The organism is Acidithrix sp. C25 (assembly GCF_904848545.2).
Map to the genome: position 1 here is coordinate 324,919 of NZ_CAJHCI020000007.1, position 18,462 is coordinate 343,380.

Here is an 18,462-nt window from a genome sequence, read left to right on the forward strand (position 1 = left end):
AAGTGAAGTTGAACCCCCGCCTCGAGCTCTTTTTGCTTGGGGGACTATGGGGGCTCTCCTACGTTCTTATCGAGGTCGGGCTGAGAGATTTCAGTCCGGCCGTGGTGGTATTTGGGAGGCTCCTAGGAGGCTCCCTTGTACTTTTAGTCGCCTTGATCTTTTCAGAAAAGCCCTTCATAAAATCAGGAAGCAGACGAAAGTTCTGGCTTTTGATGCCGATCCAAGCTTTGGTTGCCTCTGCGCTTCCATACCTTGCAATCTCCTACGGTGAAACTAAGACATCGACTGCAATTGCTGGAATGCTAAATGCGGCGACGCCACTTTTTACAGTTGTTTTCGTCAAGTTGACGTCTTCGTCTGAGGTTGTAGGTCGACGTAAGGGCGTTGGTGTAGTCTTGGGGCTAGTCGGCGTCGCTCTAATACTTTCCCCTTGGAATTCAAATGGCCACTCTAGTGCGCAACTTGTTGGAGACCTTGTCGTATTGTTGGCGTCAATCTCTTATGCCTTGGGCTTTGTCTATACCAAGAGATATCTAGGCGCTTTGAGTGCAACACCTATCATGGTGGCTTTCGCCCAAATCTCCATTGCCGGTGCAATTTCGATTCTCTACTTACCCTTCTTTCACGCCCCTCGGCATCCGAGTGGATCAGCGGTTGAGGGATTTTTGGCTATAGTAGTTTTAGGTTTTGTCCAAACCGGTCTTGCAACACTGATGTACCATCGTGTTGTGCGAGAACTTGGCGCTACGGCTTCTTCGGTCGTCTCTTATATAGTCCCGCTTGTAGCCGTAGCGGCAGGAGTGGTGTTACTAGGCGACCACCTGTCTGGATCTTTTCTAGCCGGTGCTGGAGTGGTTTTGATCTCAGTCGTAATGGTCGCCGGTGGCTTTAAAGTTAAACGAGACGCGGCAACCAAGCTGCCCTAGAGTTTTCGTAGGTCGTAATGCGACCTTCGTTCTCCAGTGTGATTCCAATATCGTCAAGGCCCTCTAAAAATCGATAGCGGGTAAAGTCATTTAGTGGAAAAGACTCTTTAATCCCTAGCTCATCGACGCTTACTTCGCGTGATTCTATGTTTACTTCGATTATCAAATTCGGGTTGGCTACCGCAGCACTTTGAATCGTTGCAACTGTCTTTGCGTCCAATACGACCGGTACCAATCCTGCTTTAGTCGAGTTGTTGAAGAAGATATCACCAAAACGCGCTGATATAACTGCACTAAAGCCGTAGTCCGTCAGAGCCCAGACCGCATGTTCTCTGGATGATCCTGTTCCAAAATTGGGACCGGCAACCAAGATAGTTGCATTGGCGTATCGTGGATCGTTGAGAATAAAGGTCGGATCTTCTCGCCACTCTCCAAAGAGGCCGGCGCCAAAACCAGTTCGCTCGACCCGCTTGAGCCAATCGGAAGGGATAATTTGATCTGTGTCTACGTCGCTGCGTTCAAGAGGAAGCGCGCTTCCCGAAAAGACATTTATCTTTTTCACTCCTGTAAACCTCTCTTAATGCATAATTGTCGTTCCAGCTGTGTTTGATTTACCATCAAGCACAGCTGGAACTTTGGATAAATGATGAAATTAATTTTTCACTAGATCACTTGGAGCGCCAAAGTGGCCAAGTATTGCAGTAGCGGCGGCTACCTCTGGCGAGACTAGGTGGGTCCGACCTCCTTTTCCTTGGCGTCCCTCGAAGTTTCGATTCGAAGTTGACGCCGATCGCTCGCCGGGTGAGAGTTGGTCGGGGTTCATTCCAAGGCACATGGAGCACCCAGCTTCGCGCCATTCAAATCCAGCTTGGGAAAAGATTTTATCGAGGCCCTCAGCTTCTGCTTGAGCTTTTACGAGGTGAGATCCAGGAACGACCATAGCCCGCAGACTTGATTTGACGGTTCTTCCATCTACAACTGCAGCAGCAGCCCTTAGGTCTTCGATTCGTGAGTTTGTGCAAGATCCTATAAACACGGTATCTACTCGGATATCTTTGATAGCTGTTCCTGCTGTGAGACCCATGTAAGTGAGTGCTCGGGAGGCAGCCTCTTGGTTTGATGCTTCGGCGAAGGAGGCTGGATCGGGCACGATGCCATCGATTGGGGCTACTTGTGCTGGATTAGTGCCCCATGATACGAATGGTACGAGCTTTGTCGCATCTATGTGGACGACTTTGTCAAAGACTGCGTCGTCGTCGGTAGCCAAGGTCGACCAATATTGTATTGCGGCCTCTAAGTCATCGCCTTTGGGTGCATATGGACGTCCAGCAACATATTCAAAGGTAGTTTGGTCGGGTGCTATCATCCCCGCACGTGCGCCAGCTTCAATCGACATATTACAGATGGTCATACGAGCCTCCATTGAGAGTGCTCTAATTGCGGATCCGCGGTACTCTATGACGTAACCAATTCCGCCTCCGGTTCCAATGGTTCCGATGATCGCTAAGATCAGGTCCTTTGCGCTTACGCCGGGGGGAAGTTCCCCGTCCACTTCGATCGCCATGGTTCCAGGTCGAGATTGTGGCAGGGTCTGTGTTGCCAAAACATGTTCCACCTCGGAAGTCCCGATTCCAAAGGCTAATGCTCCAAAAGCACCATGGGTTGCGGTGTGACTATCACCACAGACGATAGTCATTCCTGGAAGCGTGAGACCTTTTTCTGGTCCAATTACGTGGACAATACCTTGATTTTTATTGCCCATCGGATATAGGGTTATGCCGAATTCGTCGCAGTTTGAGCTCAGCACCTCTAATTGCCGCCTAGAGATGGGATCAGCCACCGGTTTATCTATATCTTTAGTTGGGACATTATGGTCAGCGGTTGCAACTGTTAGGTCCGGCCTTCTTGGCTTTCTGCCGGCAAGTCTAAGACCGTCGAAAGCCTGCGGAGAGGTTACCTCATGTATTAGGTGGAGATCGATATAGAGTAAGTCGGGACTTTCTTCGCCACTATGGACCAAGTGTGCATCCCATACCTTTTCAGATAGAGTCTTTCCAGTCAATTCGACCTTCCTTAAAACTACGGTGTATGTGTAAGTGCTCAAGCCGAAACACTTTTCTTAGAGATGCTAGCGACGGACTAACATCGTTTTGGTTCTGCCAATGCCCCACTAGGCGGTACTATATGGGACTCGATGACAAGAAAACCTATCAAAGTGTTCGACACGCGGGCCTTGCTCAACGATTTTGTTTGTATAAAGACTACATCGAATGAGATGATCCGGCCATAGTGATTCTCTCAAAAGATTTTCACGGCGAGAAAAGCCCCAGATGTGTCGAGGAGATAGCGATGACCTTGGATGTTCTGTCCTTTTGCAAGTATCCAGAGTCCATGGATTTTAGAGGGTGACTTCGATGGCCCATAGCTGTGGGGATATGGCTCTTGTGAAAGTCTGATGGGACTGGTAAGAACTTGGTCCATCGCGAGGTCTTCCTCGAGAGCTCTTGCTGGCTGCTGGTAGTGTTTTGGCCTAAGGCATCTTTTGGTTTCAATCCTGTTTCGCTAAATGTCGGCTAGCGTTAATTATGTGGCTCAAACATTGACAAGACAAGCATATGAACGGCTCCTAGCAGAGCGCGACGAGCTATCGACACGTGGTCGTATTGAAATAGCAAAAGTTATAGAAGATGCTAGGGCATTGGGCGATCTACGTGAAAATGGGGATTACCATGCGGCTAAAGATACCCAAGGGAAGATGGAAGCTCGAATTCGATTGATCGATTCCATCCTTGAGGATGCCATAATTATCGATGATGAAGCTGTCTTTGACGTTGTCGGTATCGGATGCGTGCTCACCTTGCGGTACGTTGGAGATGAAGATACGGAGTCCTATTTTTATGGATCAATTGAAGAAAAGAGACCAGGTCTAGCATCTTTGTCTCCAAGCAGTCCATTGGGTAAAGTACTTCAGGGCAAACAAAAGGGAAGTGTTGTCACCTATCAGGCTCCTGGTGGAACGCTTGAGGTGGAGATTGTGGATATTGGATCTTAGGCTGGCGTAAAGCGACTTTTGAAGTGCGGTGTCGGTCTTTCCGGTCGGCTAAATTGGTTTATCTAAGTCGGTTTATCTGCCTATCGAAGCCATTATCTATCTATCTGACGCATGGAAAGCAGTTGCATTGACCGTTTTTAGTTGCTTTTTACAATTTTTCCATTGACTTTGCCTTTGGGAGTATTGCAATGAATGGCCGTCAAAGGGAAAATTTTAGATTTTGCCTTAAAAATTCTTGAATTCCCAATGGGGCTAAGTGGACTTGGCTATCTTGTCCTGCTAATGTTTACCTATTATAAATCTCTCCCTAATAAGGAATGTGGTCTTAGTGGTCACTATATTTGCACGATTCGTAGTAATTATTTGAACGCTTGTGGCTCAGTATCGCTGAGGTGCAAGCGTTAGAGGCCGGTCACAAACGTGGGCGGTCTTTTTTATTGGTATAGCTACGAATGGACGTGGGGATCTTCTGGACCATCGGTGTGCTCTTCAAAGAATGGACTTTTGCATGTATAACATTGCGCTTATTGGTGGGGACGGTATCGGCCCCGAAGTTGTGGAACAAGCGATGAAGGTAATTGACGCTACTGGCGTCAAGACTTCAAGTACTTCATATGACCTTGGAGCGTCGCGATATATTCGGACCAAAGAGGTACTTCCAGATTCGGTTTTAGATGAGTTGCGCACTTTTGATGCGATTCTTCTTGGGGCCGTTGGGCCTGCAATTGGCTCAAAAGAGGTTCCGTCTGGAACTCTCGAGCGCGGTCTTTTGCTCAAGTTGCGTTTCGAATTGGATCTTTATATCAATTTGAGACCGTTTGTGACGCCTCCAAGTGGTGCCAATCCAGCCTTCGAGACGGTTGACTTTGTAGTGATTCGAGAAAATACCGAGGGTACTTATGCTGGCGAAGGCGGTTTTCTTCGAAAGGGCACACCAAATGAAGTTGCCACTCAGGGTTCGGTAAACACTCGTTTTGGTGTTGAGAGGGCGATCCGCTTTGCATTTGAGTTGGCGAATTCGCGCCCTGCGAAGAACCTTACTCTGGTTCATAAGACAAATGTTTTGACTTTTTCTGGAGATCTTTGGCAACGAACCTTCGATGCTGTGGCGCTGGAGTTCCCTGGCGTTTCCACTTCCTATAATCACGTTGACGCTGCCTGTATCTACATGGTTGAGTCTCCAAGTCGTTATGACGTTATCGTAACCGATAACCTTTTTGGAGATATCTTGACCGACTTGGCTGGAGCTATCTCTGGAGGCATAGGACATGCCGCTTCAGCTAACTTGAATCCTGCTCGTACCGGTCCTTCTTTGTTTGAGCCTGTCCATGGTGCGGCTCATGACATAGTGGGAACTGGCAAGGCGAATCCAATTGCGGCAATTCGCTCGGGAGCGTTGATGCTTGACTTTCTCGGTGAGAGCCAAGGCGCCAATAAGATTTTTTCAGTACTTTCAGATTTTGCGCCAGAAAGTGGCGCCACTACATCTCAAATTGGGGATGCGATAGCAGAGAGGGTTTCAAATGCCAATTGAAAAGAGCCAGTTTATATGGATGAACGGTGAGATGGTCGGATGGGATGAAGCAAACGTTCATGTCCTAACTCACGGATTACACTACGGTTCCGGTGTGTTTGAAGGCATCAGGGCCTATCAAACTCCTAATGGCCCTGCGGTCTTCCGCCTGAACGACCATGTGAATCGTCTCTTTGAATCTGCCCATATCTTTATGATTGACATTCCATTTTCTACCGAGACGATAACCGAAGCGATCAAAGCTATCGTGCGCGAGAATAATTTAGAGGAGTGCTACATTCGACCAATCGTCTACTTGGGCTATGGCGAGATGGGCCTAAATCCTCTTACTTGTAAGGCGGATGTTTCGGTTGCTGCATGGAAGTGGGGGACATACCTAGGTGAAGATGGTGTCACCAAGGGGATTCGCTTGAAAGTGAGTTCCTGGGTGCGACATAACCCGAACTCTCTTCCTCCAGCGGCCAAGGGAACTGGTATGTATATGAACTCTTCCCTCGCAAAGGTTGAAGCGGTAAAGGCCGGCTACGACGAGGCGATTTTGCTCTCTCCTCAGGGCTATGTCTCTGAGTGCACAGGTGAGAACGTCTTTGTAGTGCGCAAAGGGAGAGTTTTCACACCTCCAACTTCTGCTGGTGCGCTTGAGGGTATTACTCAATCGACGGTAAGTGCTCTGGCGCAAGAGTTGGGCTACAAGGTCGAGGTCGAAAACATTCTTCGCTCAGACCTTTACACTGCGCAAGAGATCTTTGTCTGTGGAACCGCCGCAGAAGTTACCCCAGCAGTTTCGGTCGACGATCGTATGGTGGGCGACGGTAAGCCCGGAGTATTTACGAAAGCCATTCAGGCCGCCTACTATGCTGCGGTCCACGGCGAGAACGACAGACACCCAGAGTGGCTTGACTATGTCGGCTGAGATTGACTTTGCGGTTCCTGAAAGTGTAGAGATCTACGATACGACACTTCGTGATGGCTCGCAACAAGAGGGAATCTCATTAACTGTCGATGATAAGCTTCGAGTCGCAGAGGCTCTAGATGACCTTGGGGTGAAATATATCGAAGGGGGTTGGCCTGGGGCCAACCCTAAAGATATCGAATTCTTCCATCGTGCTCCGCGGGAGATTCGCTTTGGGAATGCAACTCTCGTGGCATTCGGGTCAACTATGAGACCAGGCGGTGACGTTAATAGCGATGATACCCTAAGGAATATGTTGGATGCTAATACCGAAGCGGTATGCATGGTAGCTAAGTCTTGGGACTATCACGTAAAAGAGGCGCTTCGAACTACTTTGGACGAGGCGCTACGTATGGCGGAAGAGTCCGTTCGCTACCTAGTGGAGCGCGATCGACGGGTGTTTTTCGATGCAGAGCATTTTTTTGATGGATATAAAAATAATCCACAATTTGCGATGGCGGTTTTAAGAGCTGCTCAAAATGGTGGTGCCTCCACCTTGGTTTTATGTGATACCAATGGAGGATCCTTGCCATTTGAAGTTGAACGGATCGTGCGGGAAGTGAAATCTAGCTTTCCTACACAGATTGGCGTTCATTTTCACAATGATTCTGGATGTGCTACGGCAAATGCGCTCACCTCAGTTGGCCTTGGAGCTACCCACGTCCAGGGCTGCATAAATGGTTATGGAGAAAGAACTGGCAATACCGATCTGTCGGTAGCAATCCCTAACCTAACTCTAAAGATGGGCATCGAGACGATCCCGCGTGAGAAGATAGCAATTATTACATCGGTTTCACGCCACTTGGCTGAAGTCATAAATATCGCGACTGATCCTCAGAAGCCTTACGTTGGAACCTCGTCGTTTACACATAAGGCCGGCCTTCATGTCAGTGCTATAGCACGACGAAAGGACGCATACGAGCACATCGCTCCAGAGTTAGTAGGCAATGGAACGAGATTTGTAGTTTCAGAGATGGCAGGTCGTTCGACCGTAGCTATCAAGGCTAGCGAATTAGGGATAGATCTCACTAAAGAGCAGATCGCCACTGTTCTTGAGCACCTAAAGACCTTGGAGCACCAAGGTTTTCATTTTGAGACAGCTGATGGTTCGATGGAACTACTTTTGCGAAGGGCGACCGGCTGGAATCAAAACTTCTTTGAGGTCGAGTCCTTTAGAGTAATTGACGATTTTAGGGATAATTCAGAACAACTTACTGAGGCAACTGTAAAACTTTGGGCAAACGGAGAGAGACTTATTGCCACCGGTGAAGGAAACGGTCCTGTGAATGCCTTGGATGGTGCGCTACGAAGGGCATTGACTCCGCTTTACTCGGGATTGAACTCGATACATTTGACCGACTTTAAAGTTCGAGTTTTGGATTCAAGCAGCGGAACCGGAGCCAAGGTTCGTGTTTTAATCGATTCATCGGATGAAGTGGGATCTTGGACCACAATTGGGGTTTCGCCAAATGTAATCGATGCCTCCTGGCAGGCTCTGGTTGATTCAATTGTCATTGGTTTGTTAAGGACTCAGCAAGGGTAGCTCTTTTTATCTATCACTTGGGACTAAGTCTCGATCAGTGTTTTGACAGCTTGAGGCTATGATCTTCGATTTAAAATGAGACAAATCGGTTGTCGGTTTGCGAGCTGCAGTTAAAGCAGTTAGCCTTGTAGATTGTTATTTGATTCGATGAAGAGGTTTTAGTGACTCAGCCAGATTACGTTCCCGTCGCTTCTGGAACACAATTGAGAAAATTTGATGAGCTATCTAACCCTGGAAGCTGGATGAGCGATCGTGTAGCAGAACTCCCTCCAAATCCTCATTCCGCAGTAGAGCAGGGAGTTCTTCTGGGTACACCAGGTCCTGATAGTGGTTTTGCTATAAAGTTGGCAAGATACGAACTGGCCAAAATTTCCTTGGATGAAAATGAGCATCATGAAGATGTGGAAAAGGCCGTTACTTCAGTTGCCATCAAGCGTTCAGCACTTTACTCGAGAGCTCCGGTTATTCACGATGTCAGGTTTGCCCTAAAACTATTTGGCTATGGAGAGGAACTTTCTCCACCAGTGGAGCTTGTTGAATTTCGAAAGAAGGCTTTTTCCGGGGTGGCTCACGACTATTTCAAAGTGCGTCGCCTTTTGGACCTAATTCCAGTTGCAACTCTATCTCTATCTGTCGATGAGATAGATGTCGCTAAATGGGATCAGTACCTTCTCTCTTGAGCTTGATTCGCCTACCTCTTTCCAAGTCGTAATCTCTAATAGTCGGTGGATTTCGAAGGTATATTGTATGAAACTTGCTAGAGTGACCGCTTGTGGAGTCAAGATTTGAGATTAGTAGTGCTTCTGTCGCAGAGATCCGAAGAAGTATTGAAGCGAAAGTGATCTCATACGATGAGGCGCTTTCGACTGCTTTTGATCGGATGGGACAACTTGATAAAGAAGGACCGAAATTAAATGCCCTTTTATCTCTTGTTGAAGTTGATGAAGTTCATCTTCAACAAGAGAGATCGAAGCCTCTTAGCGGAATTGCATTTTTAGCAAAAGATAATATTGATACCCAAGACCTTCCTACGACGGCCGGTTCGCTAGCCTTTGAGGGTTTGCCGGCCTCTAGCGATGCTCCAATTATTACCTTGATGCGGTCGCTGGGGGCCACTTTGATTGGAAAGACCAATCTTTCTGAGTGGTCAAACTTCAGAGGCATCTACTCGGCTAGTGGCTGGTCGGGTGTTGGGGGTCAGACTCGAAACCCTCACAGACTCGATCGTAGCCCGGGTGGGTCATCTTCTGGATCTGCAGTTGCGGTCGCAGCTGGGTATGTGCCGATTGCTCTCGGAACTGAAACCGACGGATCTATTATTTGTCCGGCATCGGTCAATGGCGTGGTGGGCTTTAAGCCCACCCATGGGATCTTGCCGACAGAAGGCGTAGTGCCTATTTCTCGAACTCAGGACACCCTCGGCATCTTCGCTCGCTCAGTTTTGGATGTAGAGATTGTCTATAGTGCGTTGATCGATAAGTTGGGTAAGGGAGCGCTCTTTGGCGAAGGTAGTGCAAGCACGAATTTGTCGGCCAGACCACAACCCACACCATTTCGAATAGGCGTGCCTAGAGCAGGGTTTTTTGGATATAGTCCAAAGTCAGACCTGGTATTTGAGGATGTGCTCATTGCACTAGGCGAGGCCGGAATTCTTGTGATAGACGATATCGCAACCCGAGCAGGAAGCGATCTTTCGTTCAACATTGGCCATGAGTTGTTGGTTTTGCGATGGGAGATGAAGCAAGAGCTCGGTAAATATTTGAGTGCAAGAGGTGTCGAGGGCCGTTCTAGCTTGGAGGAGATCGTCGACTTTAACAGAGATAATTCCTCGAGAGAGATGAGTTTTTTCGGGCAAGAACATTTTCTTGCCGCCTGTGAAATGGACGATTCCTACCGTAGCGATTACGAGGTTGCTCGCTCTACAAATTTGGGACATACTAGAGGTGAAATTCGCAAGACTCTAATCAATGGTGATGTGGATTTTTTGCTAGTTCCGTCTATGGGACCTGCGTGGCTTATTGATCATATTTGTGGAGACGTGATAGCAGGAAGTGGCTATTCGTTAGCTGCAATAGCGGGCCTCCCTTCCATCAACATTCCAATCGGAGATGTCTTTGGTCTTCCAGTTGGAATGACGCTTTTTGGTGACGCCTATAGTGACCTGCATCTACTTAGGGTAGCCTCGCGGATCCAGGAGATCTTGTCCGTGAAATTGTTGCCTGGATTTTCAACTTCATCGGGGCTTTAGTCTGGCATTTTTCTGGTGCCGCCGATCCTTTTTCGGTTAGTTTTTTTGTCTTTAGCAATTGGAGAGTGGTGACATGGCACCGAGAGTTCCATTCTTGATGAGTGTGCGCACTAAGTTGTCAATTCAACGATTAGGATATTTATCCGCTGCGCTCGTAGCTTAATGGATAGAGCATCTGACTACGGATCAGAAGGTTGGGGGTTCGACTCCCTCCGAGCGCGCGATCTTCCTCAATTGGCGATCCTGCCCTATCGCTGATCTCATAGGGCGATAAATTTAAACCAATGTAAATCCTGACTTTTGCTAGGGATAATCGTTATGAGACTCTGTTCTTCTTGGGTCCGCATCGCAGCAATAAGAGATCCTTGGTCTAAATCGCTACGCATGAGATCAGGCGGGTAGGATGCAATCGGAGCAGTCGGATCCGACACCGTCGTTGTCATTTTGAATGCCCTGGAGTTGATCCAGTTAGGCTGACTTGTTTCATTCATAGAGCGTACGTAGTGTTTAGAATTTCGAATCACCCTTCCTGTACCAAATGGCGACGATCCTATGTGGTACATAGATACCCTTCGACTCTGTGTGAATGAAGAGAATCATCGAATTGAACTCTAAGTTGCAAACCCGAACTAGAGAAACTCTCTTCTTCGGTTATCGATAGCATCCAGTTGGAGAGAGTTCGAGGCGTCAGGTCATCCATACAATCTCCACTTTTGCGCGAGGTCTCCATCGGTGCGCGTCGTTCCTGTTCGTTACGTGGCTGACATAGGCCGCTGTCGTAATCAAGGGGCATTGTCTTTTTGCGGTTTTGCCGTCTCACGCGTGCGTATAATTAGTTCTCGATCGTCACCGAAACTAAGGTGATCGTCACCGATACTTGAGACTGTCTCCATTTGCTTTCGTTGGTCGCGTCCCTAGCGATACAGTGAATCTTCGACGTTTGTGAACTCTAAAGATACCTACTTCTTTTTCGCTACGAACAGAATCAATTACCTAAGTGGCCGCCGTTTCCTTCAACTTTAATGAGGAGCTTCTTATGTCGATTACCATAGTGACACCTGATAATTCGCACCGTCTGCTCAATTGCTAGGTGTTTTCTAAATCTGAGTAACTTCAAAAGGAACAATTGAGCCGTCAAATAGCCAAATTCCCGACGCACATTGACGCTAAGTGCTTAGAAGTTTTTATAAGACGGCTCAGGCGAGCTTGGATAATAAAGAAAAAATTAGTTTCGGAAGTGTTCGGGACGCTCCCTGGGTGCCTGGGATAGCGCCTCGGTGACACCTTCGATTCCAAGGTCAGCGCCATAGACGGGAGTTCCTGGTTGTTGTCGCCACGATTCTGCTAATGGACCAGCATCTACAGCATCGAAGCCCAACTCATCAATGAGTGCTATGACCATCTTTTTAGCAGCTTGGTCGTCACCTGCAACTGGCAATGCTATGCGACCAGGTGTCCCCGCAGGGAGGTGGCGATCCAAGAGATGTTGTGAGTAGATCCCGTTAAATGCCTTGATCACGCTATGGCCAAGGTGGCGCTCGACCCAAACGCTTTCAGGTTCTCCATCTTCTATCTCGGCTATCAGCCCATCGCGCTCTTTTGGATAGTAGTTTCCAGTGTCAATCACCGCAACGGCTTTGGGTACGTTTTGAAAGAGTGTCGGTGGTAGGTCTGGAATCCGCTTCTGTGGGATCGTTACGATGATAAGTTCTGCATCTGAAACGGCCTCGCTGGGGCTGCAAGCTAGTGCTCCAGTTTCTCCGGCAAGCTGACTCAGCGTTTCAGGTCCACGAGAGTTTGCAACTTTTACTACATGGCCGAGGGCGCTTAGCCTTTTAGTAAGGTTGCCACCAATATTTCCTGCGCCGATGATGCCTATTCTCATTTGGTACTCCCTTTAAGTGCTTTCAGTATTTCCAGCGTTATTCACCTGGTCATTATTCCGAATCGATCTCGCAGTTGCATCTTCTCGGAGTGGTTAGTCTGTGTCGAATTGATCTCGCCGTTTTCTTTTGTTCGGTCAGGATCTAGGAAAAAGATAGATTTTCCCCTCTGGTTAGTCCTTGTGTGATAGCTGGTTTGGCTGTCGACCCGTTGATGGTTGTCTCGAGGTTGAAGGTCAGATTGCTCATCGACATTTTGGCTGCTTTGAGGTTAATATTTTTACTTTCCGATCTCGGATTTGAATTGTGGATACGTAATTGACGCTGGAAGTGCTGCTTTGGGAGATTACGACTTCGAGGGAGTTCAAATGGCTAGGATGTTGATGTCTGAGCTTTATTGAAGCTGTCAGGAAAACCGATATTATATCTTCAGTTTGCGACTTGTAAATCTGTGGATTAAAATAATGAAGAAGTTCTATTTGTCTTTTCCCCAAAAACGATCAAAGTAGATCGTTGAGGGCTTGCTTTCATGGATAGGAAGGGACACTTAGGCATGAGGGGCGGATATTTTTATGGGTGCAAGTCCAAGCGCATCGTTTTCAGTAACAATACGAGTCGAGATAGCAAATGCACGACTTGTCGGAGTTGTAACCGCGAATATAAGTGAAGCCGGTGGCGCGATAACAGCTCTTGATATGATTGAACCCGGTCCTGAGACGCTGGTAGTCGACATCACAGTGAACGCTGAAGACGAGGTGCATTCCACAAAGCTACGGGATCTGGTTGATTCGATTCCAGGAGTTACGGTTCGTGCAATGAGCGATCGGACTCTTCTGCTTCACCTAGGTGGAGTTCTGGGAACTATGTCTAAAGTCCCGCTCAAGACCAGAGAAGATCTCTCAATGGCCTATACCCCAGGTGTAGCTCGGGTCTGTCTGGCAATTGCGAAGGATCCTAGTGCGGCAAGGAATCTTACGATAAAGCGAAATTCGGTGGCGGTTGTCACCGATGGATCAGCGGTTCTTGGCCTTGGTAATTTGGGTCCGGCTGCTGCTCTGCCAGTGATGGAAGGCAAAGCAGTTCTCTTTAAGCGATTTGCCGACGTCGATGCTTGGCCAATTTGTTTGGCGAGCCAAGATGTGGATGAGATAGTTCGAGCGGTTGAACTTATTGCGCCTGTCTTTGGCGGGATAAATCTTGAAGATATCTCTGCTCCTAGATGCTTTGAAGTTGAACGTCGACTTCGTGAATCGCTCGACATTCCTGTTTTTCACGACGATCAGCACGGTACGGCAATTGTAGTCCTCGCGGCCATTCTGAATGCCCTGAAGGTTGTGGGCAAGAAACTCAAAGATGCCAAGATCGTTGTTGTTGGCATTGGTGCGGCTGGTGTGGCGATATCTACCCTTCTCTTGGCCGAAGGGGTGGGAGATCTGATAGCAGTTGATAGAACAGGGATCTTGGATCCATCTGATAAAAACTTAGACGAACAGCGCTTGCATATAGCAAGGGCCTCTAATCCAAATAGAGTCACAGGGGATCTATCCGATGCAATTGTCGGTGCTGATGCGATAATTGGAGTCTCGGGTAAGGGTTCGATTCAAGAATCTCATCTTTTGAAGATGGCAAGCTCTCCAATAGTATTCGCTCTGGCAAATCCGGATCCGGAGATCGATCCAGTTATCGCCCGGAGACACGCAGCAATAGTGGCTACTGGTCGCAGTGACGAGCCGAATCAAATTAATAATGTGCTTGTCTTTCCCGGATTTTTCCGGGGACTATTGGATGTTGGAGCGCGTTCAATTACTCCTCAAATGGAGATCGCGGCGGCACGAGCGCTGGCGGGGATAGTCGGTGACGAGGAGCTCTCGGCTGCTTATATCGTTCCGACGGTCTTCAACCCAGCCGTCACTAAGGCGATAGCAGATGCGATTCGATCGACGGTTCGACCAGAACACAGCGTCGTTCATCGCCAAAGTTGATGCTTTTTGTTCTTGGTTGGTGTTGCATATTCTTCTGGATTGATCCACGATTGATGGACTTTGAGCCGATTTGAGCCGAGAGCTGAATCTAGCATAATATTCAAGGCTTCGACAACCATAGCGGTGGATGACAACATGTCATTATCCTTGGGGCGGAAATATAATCGGTTTTTGGATGACTGGGAGTTGGCCATAACGAAGTCTCAGTGTGCTTTATCGATTAACAACTATCGTACTAGTTGATGAGAAGCCAATTTGTTTTGATTTGCTATTTACTGTAGTGCGAAGCCTCGACTTTGAAGGCGTTAGGTGCGGCTAGCTCTCTGTTAGTTCGTTCAACGTAAAGTCTCCGTTAGGGGAGTCCCTGTGACGAGCGATTATGTGGACATCGATTCCTTGGTTGCCTGCGTTATCCATTATTTTGGTGAGTATGGAGTTTCCAAGGCGTCTTTTCCATTTATTTTGACGAGTAGCGCCGAGTACGATCTGGGTTACCTTGGCGCTTAGGGCAAATTCAACAATTCCCTTTGCTACGTCGTCCTCGTAGAGGTCTTGCCATCTGGCATCAAGTTTTTCGCACTCGTTTTTTAGGACGTCTAGGTCGCTGCCATTAAGATTTGCGTCTGCGGACTTGATGTGAACCACCATTAGTTGTGTTTTGGCTCTCTGGGCCATCCTGGCCGCGCGATGTAGCACGAACGATGATTCAGGCGCACCGCTCACCGCCACCATGATTCTCTCTGAGGTCTCCCATCGCCCGGGTATTTTGATCTTTCGCAGATAGTCAAGCATCTCTTCCTCGGTTTCGTCGGCGACGAATCTGAGAGCAATGTCTCGTAGTGCTGAAAGATTTTCGAATTTGAAGAAGTGGGTGAGTGCGGATTCAATCTTTTCTTGGGGGTAAATATTGCCATGTAGGAGGCGGCGTCGAAGCGACTCTGGCGAGGAATCTACTAATTCGATCTGGTCGGCGTTTCTTACCACCCAGTCTGGAACTCGCTCTGCAACTTTGGCACCAACGATCTCCTCGACAGCGGCTGCGATTGATTCAAGGTGCTGGATATTAACTGTAGTAATCACGGAGATTCCGGATTTTAGAAGAATCAGTATGTCTTGGTAGCGTTTTTCGTTTGTGGAGGATTCAGGCACATTGGTGTGCGCCAACTCATCCACCAAGACAACTTCAGGCGCTCTAGCTAATATGGCGTCTAAATCCATTTCTTGAAAGGTGCTACCCCTATAAGAGATGGTTTTTCTCGGTATGATCTCAAAGTCGAGGGTTTTCTCTAAGGTAAAGGGACGCTTATGCGTTTCAACGAATCCCACCACCACGTCGGCCCCTCGGCTTTTCCTGCGAATGCCTTCTTCGAGCATGGCTACTGTTTTACCGACTCCCGCTGCTGCGCCAAGATAGATTCTGAACTTTCCTGCAGGCTCTACGAAGGAATTTTCTGTATCCGTATCGGAAAACGGCGTTTTCTCCATCTCGATCGTCTCCTTGTTGAAAATTTCAATTGTAGATAATTGACTCATTGCGAAAGGTTCTCTGGTCGACAATACCACGGTTGATCGAACAAGAGCGCAAACCCCGTCTGGAAGGGCGGGGTCGAGCGACCTTTATTGCGCTCCCAAAATAAAACCATCACACCCTCGGCGTATAATATAGGTATGAGTATTCGTGAGGCATTGTACCCATAAGAACAGGAACTGCCCGTTCTTGTTCGGCACTGCCTCGATGCTCGCCATGTTCAGATGCTCGCCATGTTCAGATGCTCGCCATGTATGGAACCTAGCTCCAGAACAACGCAATCTATGGAAACCAAAGAGAGCCCAGAAGATTATCTACAATACCTAAGCGCACGAAGTAGCTCGATTCTCCAAGGAAACCTGGCTCAACGAAGAATCGTCTATTGTCTACCTAGACACAGCCAGAGCGACCCAGTGAAGCGCACCACCACGCCTAAAGCTGCCTAAGCAGCTTAGGAAGCCCTTTCCGTAAGGGCGCGCGGGGAGGATGTCATTGTAAGACCGTTGTTCATGTATTAGGATCACTATGTGGCATATGATTCATCTAAAGAATTTGCCAGGGGCATCGGCGGCGTCTTAGTAGCAACGATTATCTTTGGCGTGCCTCTGTTTTTTATTCGAGGCTCTATCAGCGTTGCTACATCAGCCTTGGTCTTTGTTGTTCCGGTGGTAATCGGGACCGTAATTGGTGGCTTTAGGGTAGGGGTTATTGGCGCTGCCATTGGGTTTTTGGTCTATGACTTCTTTTTCATACCCCCTTTTTACACCCTGTCGGTCGGTGCTGATCAAAACTGGATTGCACTTGGCGTCTACGTGGTGGTTGTTTTGGTTGTTTCGCGAGTGGTATCTAATCTTGGCGAGGCGAGGGCGATCTCGTTGCGAGAGAGTTCGATCAACCTTCGGCTGTTTGAGCTTTCACAGATGCTTATCGGCGACAAGTCTTTGTCGGACCTAGCTAATTCGATCGCACTAAACCTCTGTGACGCTTTTATCTTGGAGTTCGTAGTAATATTAGTCGAAAATTCGGGAGCCCTAGAGCCCATTGCAGTGGTTGGGAAGATTGATGTTGCGATTCTCCTGGAGCAGTTTAAGGCCGATAACGACCATTTGATGCAGAATTTGGATCTTGGACCTAACAGTGAGTTGAACGTCGATAGGTTATTCGCGATTGCGCTCACTGTCCAAGCTAAACCAGTTGGGATTCTGGTTGTGAAATTTAAATCTGCCAAGCGAGAGGACCTTAGAATTCTAAATACCTTTGCGAATCAAGCCGGTCTGGCGTTGAACCATGCCCGCTTGGCCCAAGAGGCAAAGCACGCGCGTATGATGGCTGAGTCGCAGAGGTGGCAACGTGCACTCTTGGGTACCGTTTCGCACGACCTGAGGACCCCTCTGACAGCAATAAAAGCATCTATTTCCAACCTAAGAGATCCATGTCTAGAGATTGAAGCTGCTGATCGAGATGAGCTTTTTAGAATGATTGAAGCCCAAGCGGACCGCCTCAGTCGTCTTGTTGTGAATCTGTTGGATATGTCACGTCTAGAGGCTGGTGCGTTAGAGCCAAGATTTTCCCCAGTCGAGATCGATGTTCTAATCGAAGAGGGAATCGACTCTCTTATGCTCACAGGTGAATTGAAGGAATCGATCGAGATTTTCATTTCACCCGAGGTGCCCGATGTTATGGCAGATCACACTTTAGTGGCTCAAGTGGTGGGAAATCTACTCGATAATGCGATTCGCCATTCTCCAGCTAATAGTGTAGTTGACGTGGCAGCCCGTCTTCAAGATGGTCGAGTCTTGATCGAGATACGCGATCGGGGTCCTGGAGTTGACAAAGAGGACGAGTCGGCGATCTTTCGCATGTTTGAACAGCGACTAAACGGGGGGCGGGCAGGTATCGGCCTGGCAATTGCTAAGGCATTTGTAGAAGCCCACGGTGAGAGAATCTCTGTGCGGAACGCTCCAGATGGCGGAGCCATATTTTTCTTTACCTTAGCGATAGCACCAATGGAGACGATCCATGAACTCTAACCCATCGATACTCGTGATCGATGATGATCCAGCTCTAAGAAAAGTTTTAGAGATTGGTTTGAGCGGAAGGGGTTATCGGGTGAGGCTCGTGGGCGAAGGCCATCTCGGAGTCATGTCGGTCATAGACAGTCCACCGGATGCGGTTATCTTGGATCTTGGATTGCCAGATCAAGATGGTGTTGAAGTTTGCAGTACGATCCGAAGTTTTAGTGACGTTCCTATTATTGTGCTCTCTGCTGTTCATGATGAGCTCAAAAAGGTAGCTGCCCTAGACAATGGAGCCGATGACTATGTGACTAAGCCATTTGGCATGGCCGAACTTGCCGCTCGATTGAGGGTCTCTCTTCGTCACCGTCAGATCAGAGGAAACTTTGATGATGCTTTTTCGTCCATCGAGATTGGAAATATTTTAATTGACTTTGCCGCCTCGCAGGTGCAGGTAAAAGGCGTTGAGATCGACTTGACGCAAAAGGAGTTCGCCCTGCTTTCAGCTTTAGCTCGCAACGTCGGGAGAATCTACACCCATCGGCAACTCCTCAACGACGTTTGGGGTGAAGGATATTTTGATGAAATTAACTATTTGAGAGTTTATGTAAATAGACTTCGTCAAAAACTCGGTCAAGATGGCTCTTTGATCCGAACCAGAGCCGGAATCGGATATCAGATGGTGGAATCTGATGATGATAGCAATGGAATTAATTAATTATTGATATCTAGAGCCCTGCCTTTTAGGGACCATTAACACTCCATTCCTTATCATTAGCTCCTATGGTTGATCTTTATT

At 48.0% G+C, this 18,462-nt stretch carries 15 protein-coding genes and 1 tRNA gene; 11 read left to right on the forward strand and 5 right to left on the reverse strand.

Annotated elements, in window-relative coordinates; translation table 11 throughout:
- The first annotated feature begins 2 nt into the window (after window positions 1-2).
- Window positions 3-926 (forward strand): DMT family transporter, encoded by a 924-nt coding sequence (locus tag ACIDITHRIX25_RS83040; RefSeq protein ID WP_201731939.1) that lies wholly within the window; start codon window positions 3-5, stop codon window positions 924-926.
- Here ACIDITHRIX25_RS83040 and leuD read toward each other — a convergent pair.
- Together leuD and leuC are read right to left on the reverse strand one after the other, a co-directional pair.
- Window positions 895-1,488 carry a 3-isopropylmalate dehydratase small subunit gene (leuD, locus tag ACIDITHRIX25_RS83045; protein ID WP_201731940.1) on the reverse strand — a complete coding sequence of 198 codons (594 nt, stop codon included), beginning with the start codon at window positions 1,486-1,488 and terminating at the stop codon, window positions 895-897. The two genes, ACIDITHRIX25_RS83040 and leuD, sit on opposite strands and share 32 nt — an antisense overlap.
- A gap of 90 nt (window positions 1,489-1,578) precedes the next feature.
- Entirely contained in the window at window positions 1,579-2,988 is a 1,410-nt protein-coding gene (leuC, locus tag ACIDITHRIX25_RS83050; RefSeq protein ID WP_052604590.1) for a 3-isopropylmalate dehydratase large subunit, read from the reverse strand.
- A gap of 537 nt (window positions 2,989-3,525) precedes the next feature.
- Here leuC and greA point away from each other — a divergent pair.
- The 7 genes from greA to ACIDITHRIX25_RS83085 all read left to right on the forward strand — a co-directional run bounded on the left by greA (window position 3,526) and on the right by ACIDITHRIX25_RS83085 (window position 10,476).
- Window positions 3,526-3,978 (forward strand): transcription elongation factor GreA, encoded by a 453-nt coding sequence (gene greA, locus ACIDITHRIX25_RS83055; protein WP_235347569.1) that lies wholly within the window; start codon window positions 3,526-3,528, stop codon window positions 3,976-3,978.
- A 508-nt stretch (window positions 3,979-4,486) separates the two neighbouring features.
- Window positions 4,487-5,512: a 3-isopropylmalate dehydrogenase gene (locus tag ACIDITHRIX25_RS83060; RefSeq protein WP_201731941.1), complete on the forward strand. Its 1,026-nt coding sequence runs from the start codon at window positions 4,487-4,489 to the stop codon at window positions 5,510-5,512.
- Window positions 5,502-6,425, forward strand: a complete 924-nt coding sequence (locus ACIDITHRIX25_RS83065; RefSeq protein ID WP_201731942.1) for a branched-chain amino acid transaminase — start codon at window positions 5,502-5,504, stop codon at window positions 6,423-6,425. Before ACIDITHRIX25_RS83060 ends, ACIDITHRIX25_RS83065 begins: the two co-directional genes overlap by 11 nt.
- A complete protein-coding gene (cimA, locus tag ACIDITHRIX25_RS83070) occupies window positions 6,415-8,007 on the forward strand; it encodes a citramalate synthase (RefSeq protein ID WP_201731943.1) in 1,593 nt (530 codons plus the stop codon). The genes ACIDITHRIX25_RS83065 and cimA overlap by 11 nt, the downstream gene beginning before the upstream one ends.
- Window positions 8,008-8,168: 161 nt before the next feature.
- Window positions 8,169-8,687, forward strand: coding sequence for a hypothetical protein (locus tag ACIDITHRIX25_RS83075; RefSeq protein ID WP_052604586.1), 519 nt, complete (start codon window positions 8,169-8,171; stop codon window positions 8,685-8,687).
- 92 nt (window positions 8,688-8,779) lie between these two features.
- The gene (locus tag ACIDITHRIX25_RS83080) at window positions 8,780-10,255 is read left to right on the forward strand and encodes an amidase family protein (RefSeq protein WP_201731944.1); all 1,476 of its coding nucleotides are present in this window, start codon (window positions 8,780-8,782) and stop codon (window positions 10,253-10,255) included.
- 148 nt (window positions 10,256-10,403) lie between these two features.
- Window positions 10,404-10,476: transfer RNA gene (locus tag ACIDITHRIX25_RS83085), tRNA-Arg, on the forward strand.
- Window positions 10,477-10,515: 39 nt separating this feature from the next.
- Here ACIDITHRIX25_RS83085 and ACIDITHRIX25_RS83090 read toward each other — a convergent pair.
- Together ACIDITHRIX25_RS83090 and ACIDITHRIX25_RS83095 are read right to left on the reverse strand one after the other, a co-directional pair.
- Window positions 10,516-10,698, reverse strand: coding sequence for a hypothetical protein (locus tag ACIDITHRIX25_RS83090; RefSeq protein ID WP_201731945.1), 183 nt, complete (start codon window positions 10,696-10,698; stop codon window positions 10,516-10,518).
- A 782-nt stretch (window positions 10,699-11,480) separates the two neighbouring features.
- Entirely contained in the window at window positions 11,481-12,140 is a 660-nt protein-coding gene (locus ACIDITHRIX25_RS83095; protein ID WP_201731946.1) for an NADPH-dependent F420 reductase, read from the reverse strand.
- A 570-nt stretch (window positions 12,141-12,710) separates the two neighbouring features.
- Between ACIDITHRIX25_RS83095 and ACIDITHRIX25_RS83100 the strand changes: the two genes are divergently transcribed.
- Window positions 12,711-14,120, forward strand: coding sequence for an NAD-dependent malic enzyme (locus ACIDITHRIX25_RS83100; RefSeq protein WP_201731947.1), 1,410 nt, complete (start codon window positions 12,711-12,713; stop codon window positions 14,118-14,120).
- A 315-nt stretch (window positions 14,121-14,435) separates the two neighbouring features.
- Here ACIDITHRIX25_RS83100 and ACIDITHRIX25_RS83105 read toward each other — a convergent pair whose 3' ends face one another.
- Complete coding sequence (locus ACIDITHRIX25_RS83105; RefSeq protein WP_201731948.1) at window positions 14,436-15,605, reverse strand: universal stress protein; 1,170 nt, start codon at window positions 15,603-15,605, stop codon at window positions 14,436-14,438.
- Window positions 15,606-16,175: 570 nt separating this feature from the next.
- On the opposite strand from ACIDITHRIX25_RS83105, the gene ACIDITHRIX25_RS83110 reads away from it, so the two are divergent.
- Window positions 16,176-17,678 (forward strand): sensor histidine kinase, encoded by a 1,503-nt coding sequence (locus ACIDITHRIX25_RS83110; protein ID WP_201731949.1) that lies wholly within the window; start codon window positions 16,176-16,178, stop codon window positions 17,676-17,678.
- Window positions 17,668-18,381, forward strand: a complete 714-nt coding sequence (locus ACIDITHRIX25_RS83115; protein WP_201731950.1) for a response regulator transcription factor — start codon at window positions 17,668-17,670, stop codon at window positions 18,379-18,381. Before ACIDITHRIX25_RS83110 ends, ACIDITHRIX25_RS83115 begins: the two co-directional genes overlap by 11 nt.
- Window positions 18,382-18,462 lie beyond the last annotated feature (81 nt).

Excerpts from the sequence above, each read along its gene's own strand:
- ACIDITHRIX25_RS83095 (WP_201731946.1), bottom strand. The coding sequence starts at position 12,140 with ATGAGAATAGGCATCATCGGCGCAGGAAATATTGGTGGCAACCTTACT.
- ACIDITHRIX25_RS83065 (WP_201731942.1), top strand. The coding sequence starts at position 5,502 with ATGCCAATTGAAAAGAGCCAGTTTATATGGATGAACGGTGAGATGGTC.
- ACIDITHRIX25_RS83115 (WP_201731950.1), top strand. The coding sequence starts at position 17,668 with ATGAACTCTAACCCATCGATACTCGTGATCGATGATGATCCAGCTCTA.
- ACIDITHRIX25_RS83100 (WP_201731947.1), top strand. The coding sequence starts at position 12,711 with ATGGGTGCAAGTCCAAGCGCATCGTTTTCAGTAACAATACGAGTCGAG.
- ACIDITHRIX25_RS83105 (WP_201731948.1), bottom strand. The coding sequence starts at position 15,605 with ATGGAGAAAACGCCGTTTTCCGATACGGATACAGAAAATTCCTTCGTA.
- cimA (WP_201731943.1), top strand. The coding sequence starts at position 6,415 with ATGTCGGCTGAGATTGACTTTGCGGTTCCTGAAAGTGTAGAGATCTAC.
- ACIDITHRIX25_RS83090 (WP_201731945.1), bottom strand. The coding sequence starts at position 10,698 with ATGACAACGACGGTGTCGGATCCGACTGCTCCGATTGCATCCTACCCG.
- ACIDITHRIX25_RS83060 (WP_201731941.1), top strand. The coding sequence starts at position 4,487 with ATGTATAACATTGCGCTTATTGGTGGGGACGGTATCGGCCCCGAAGTT.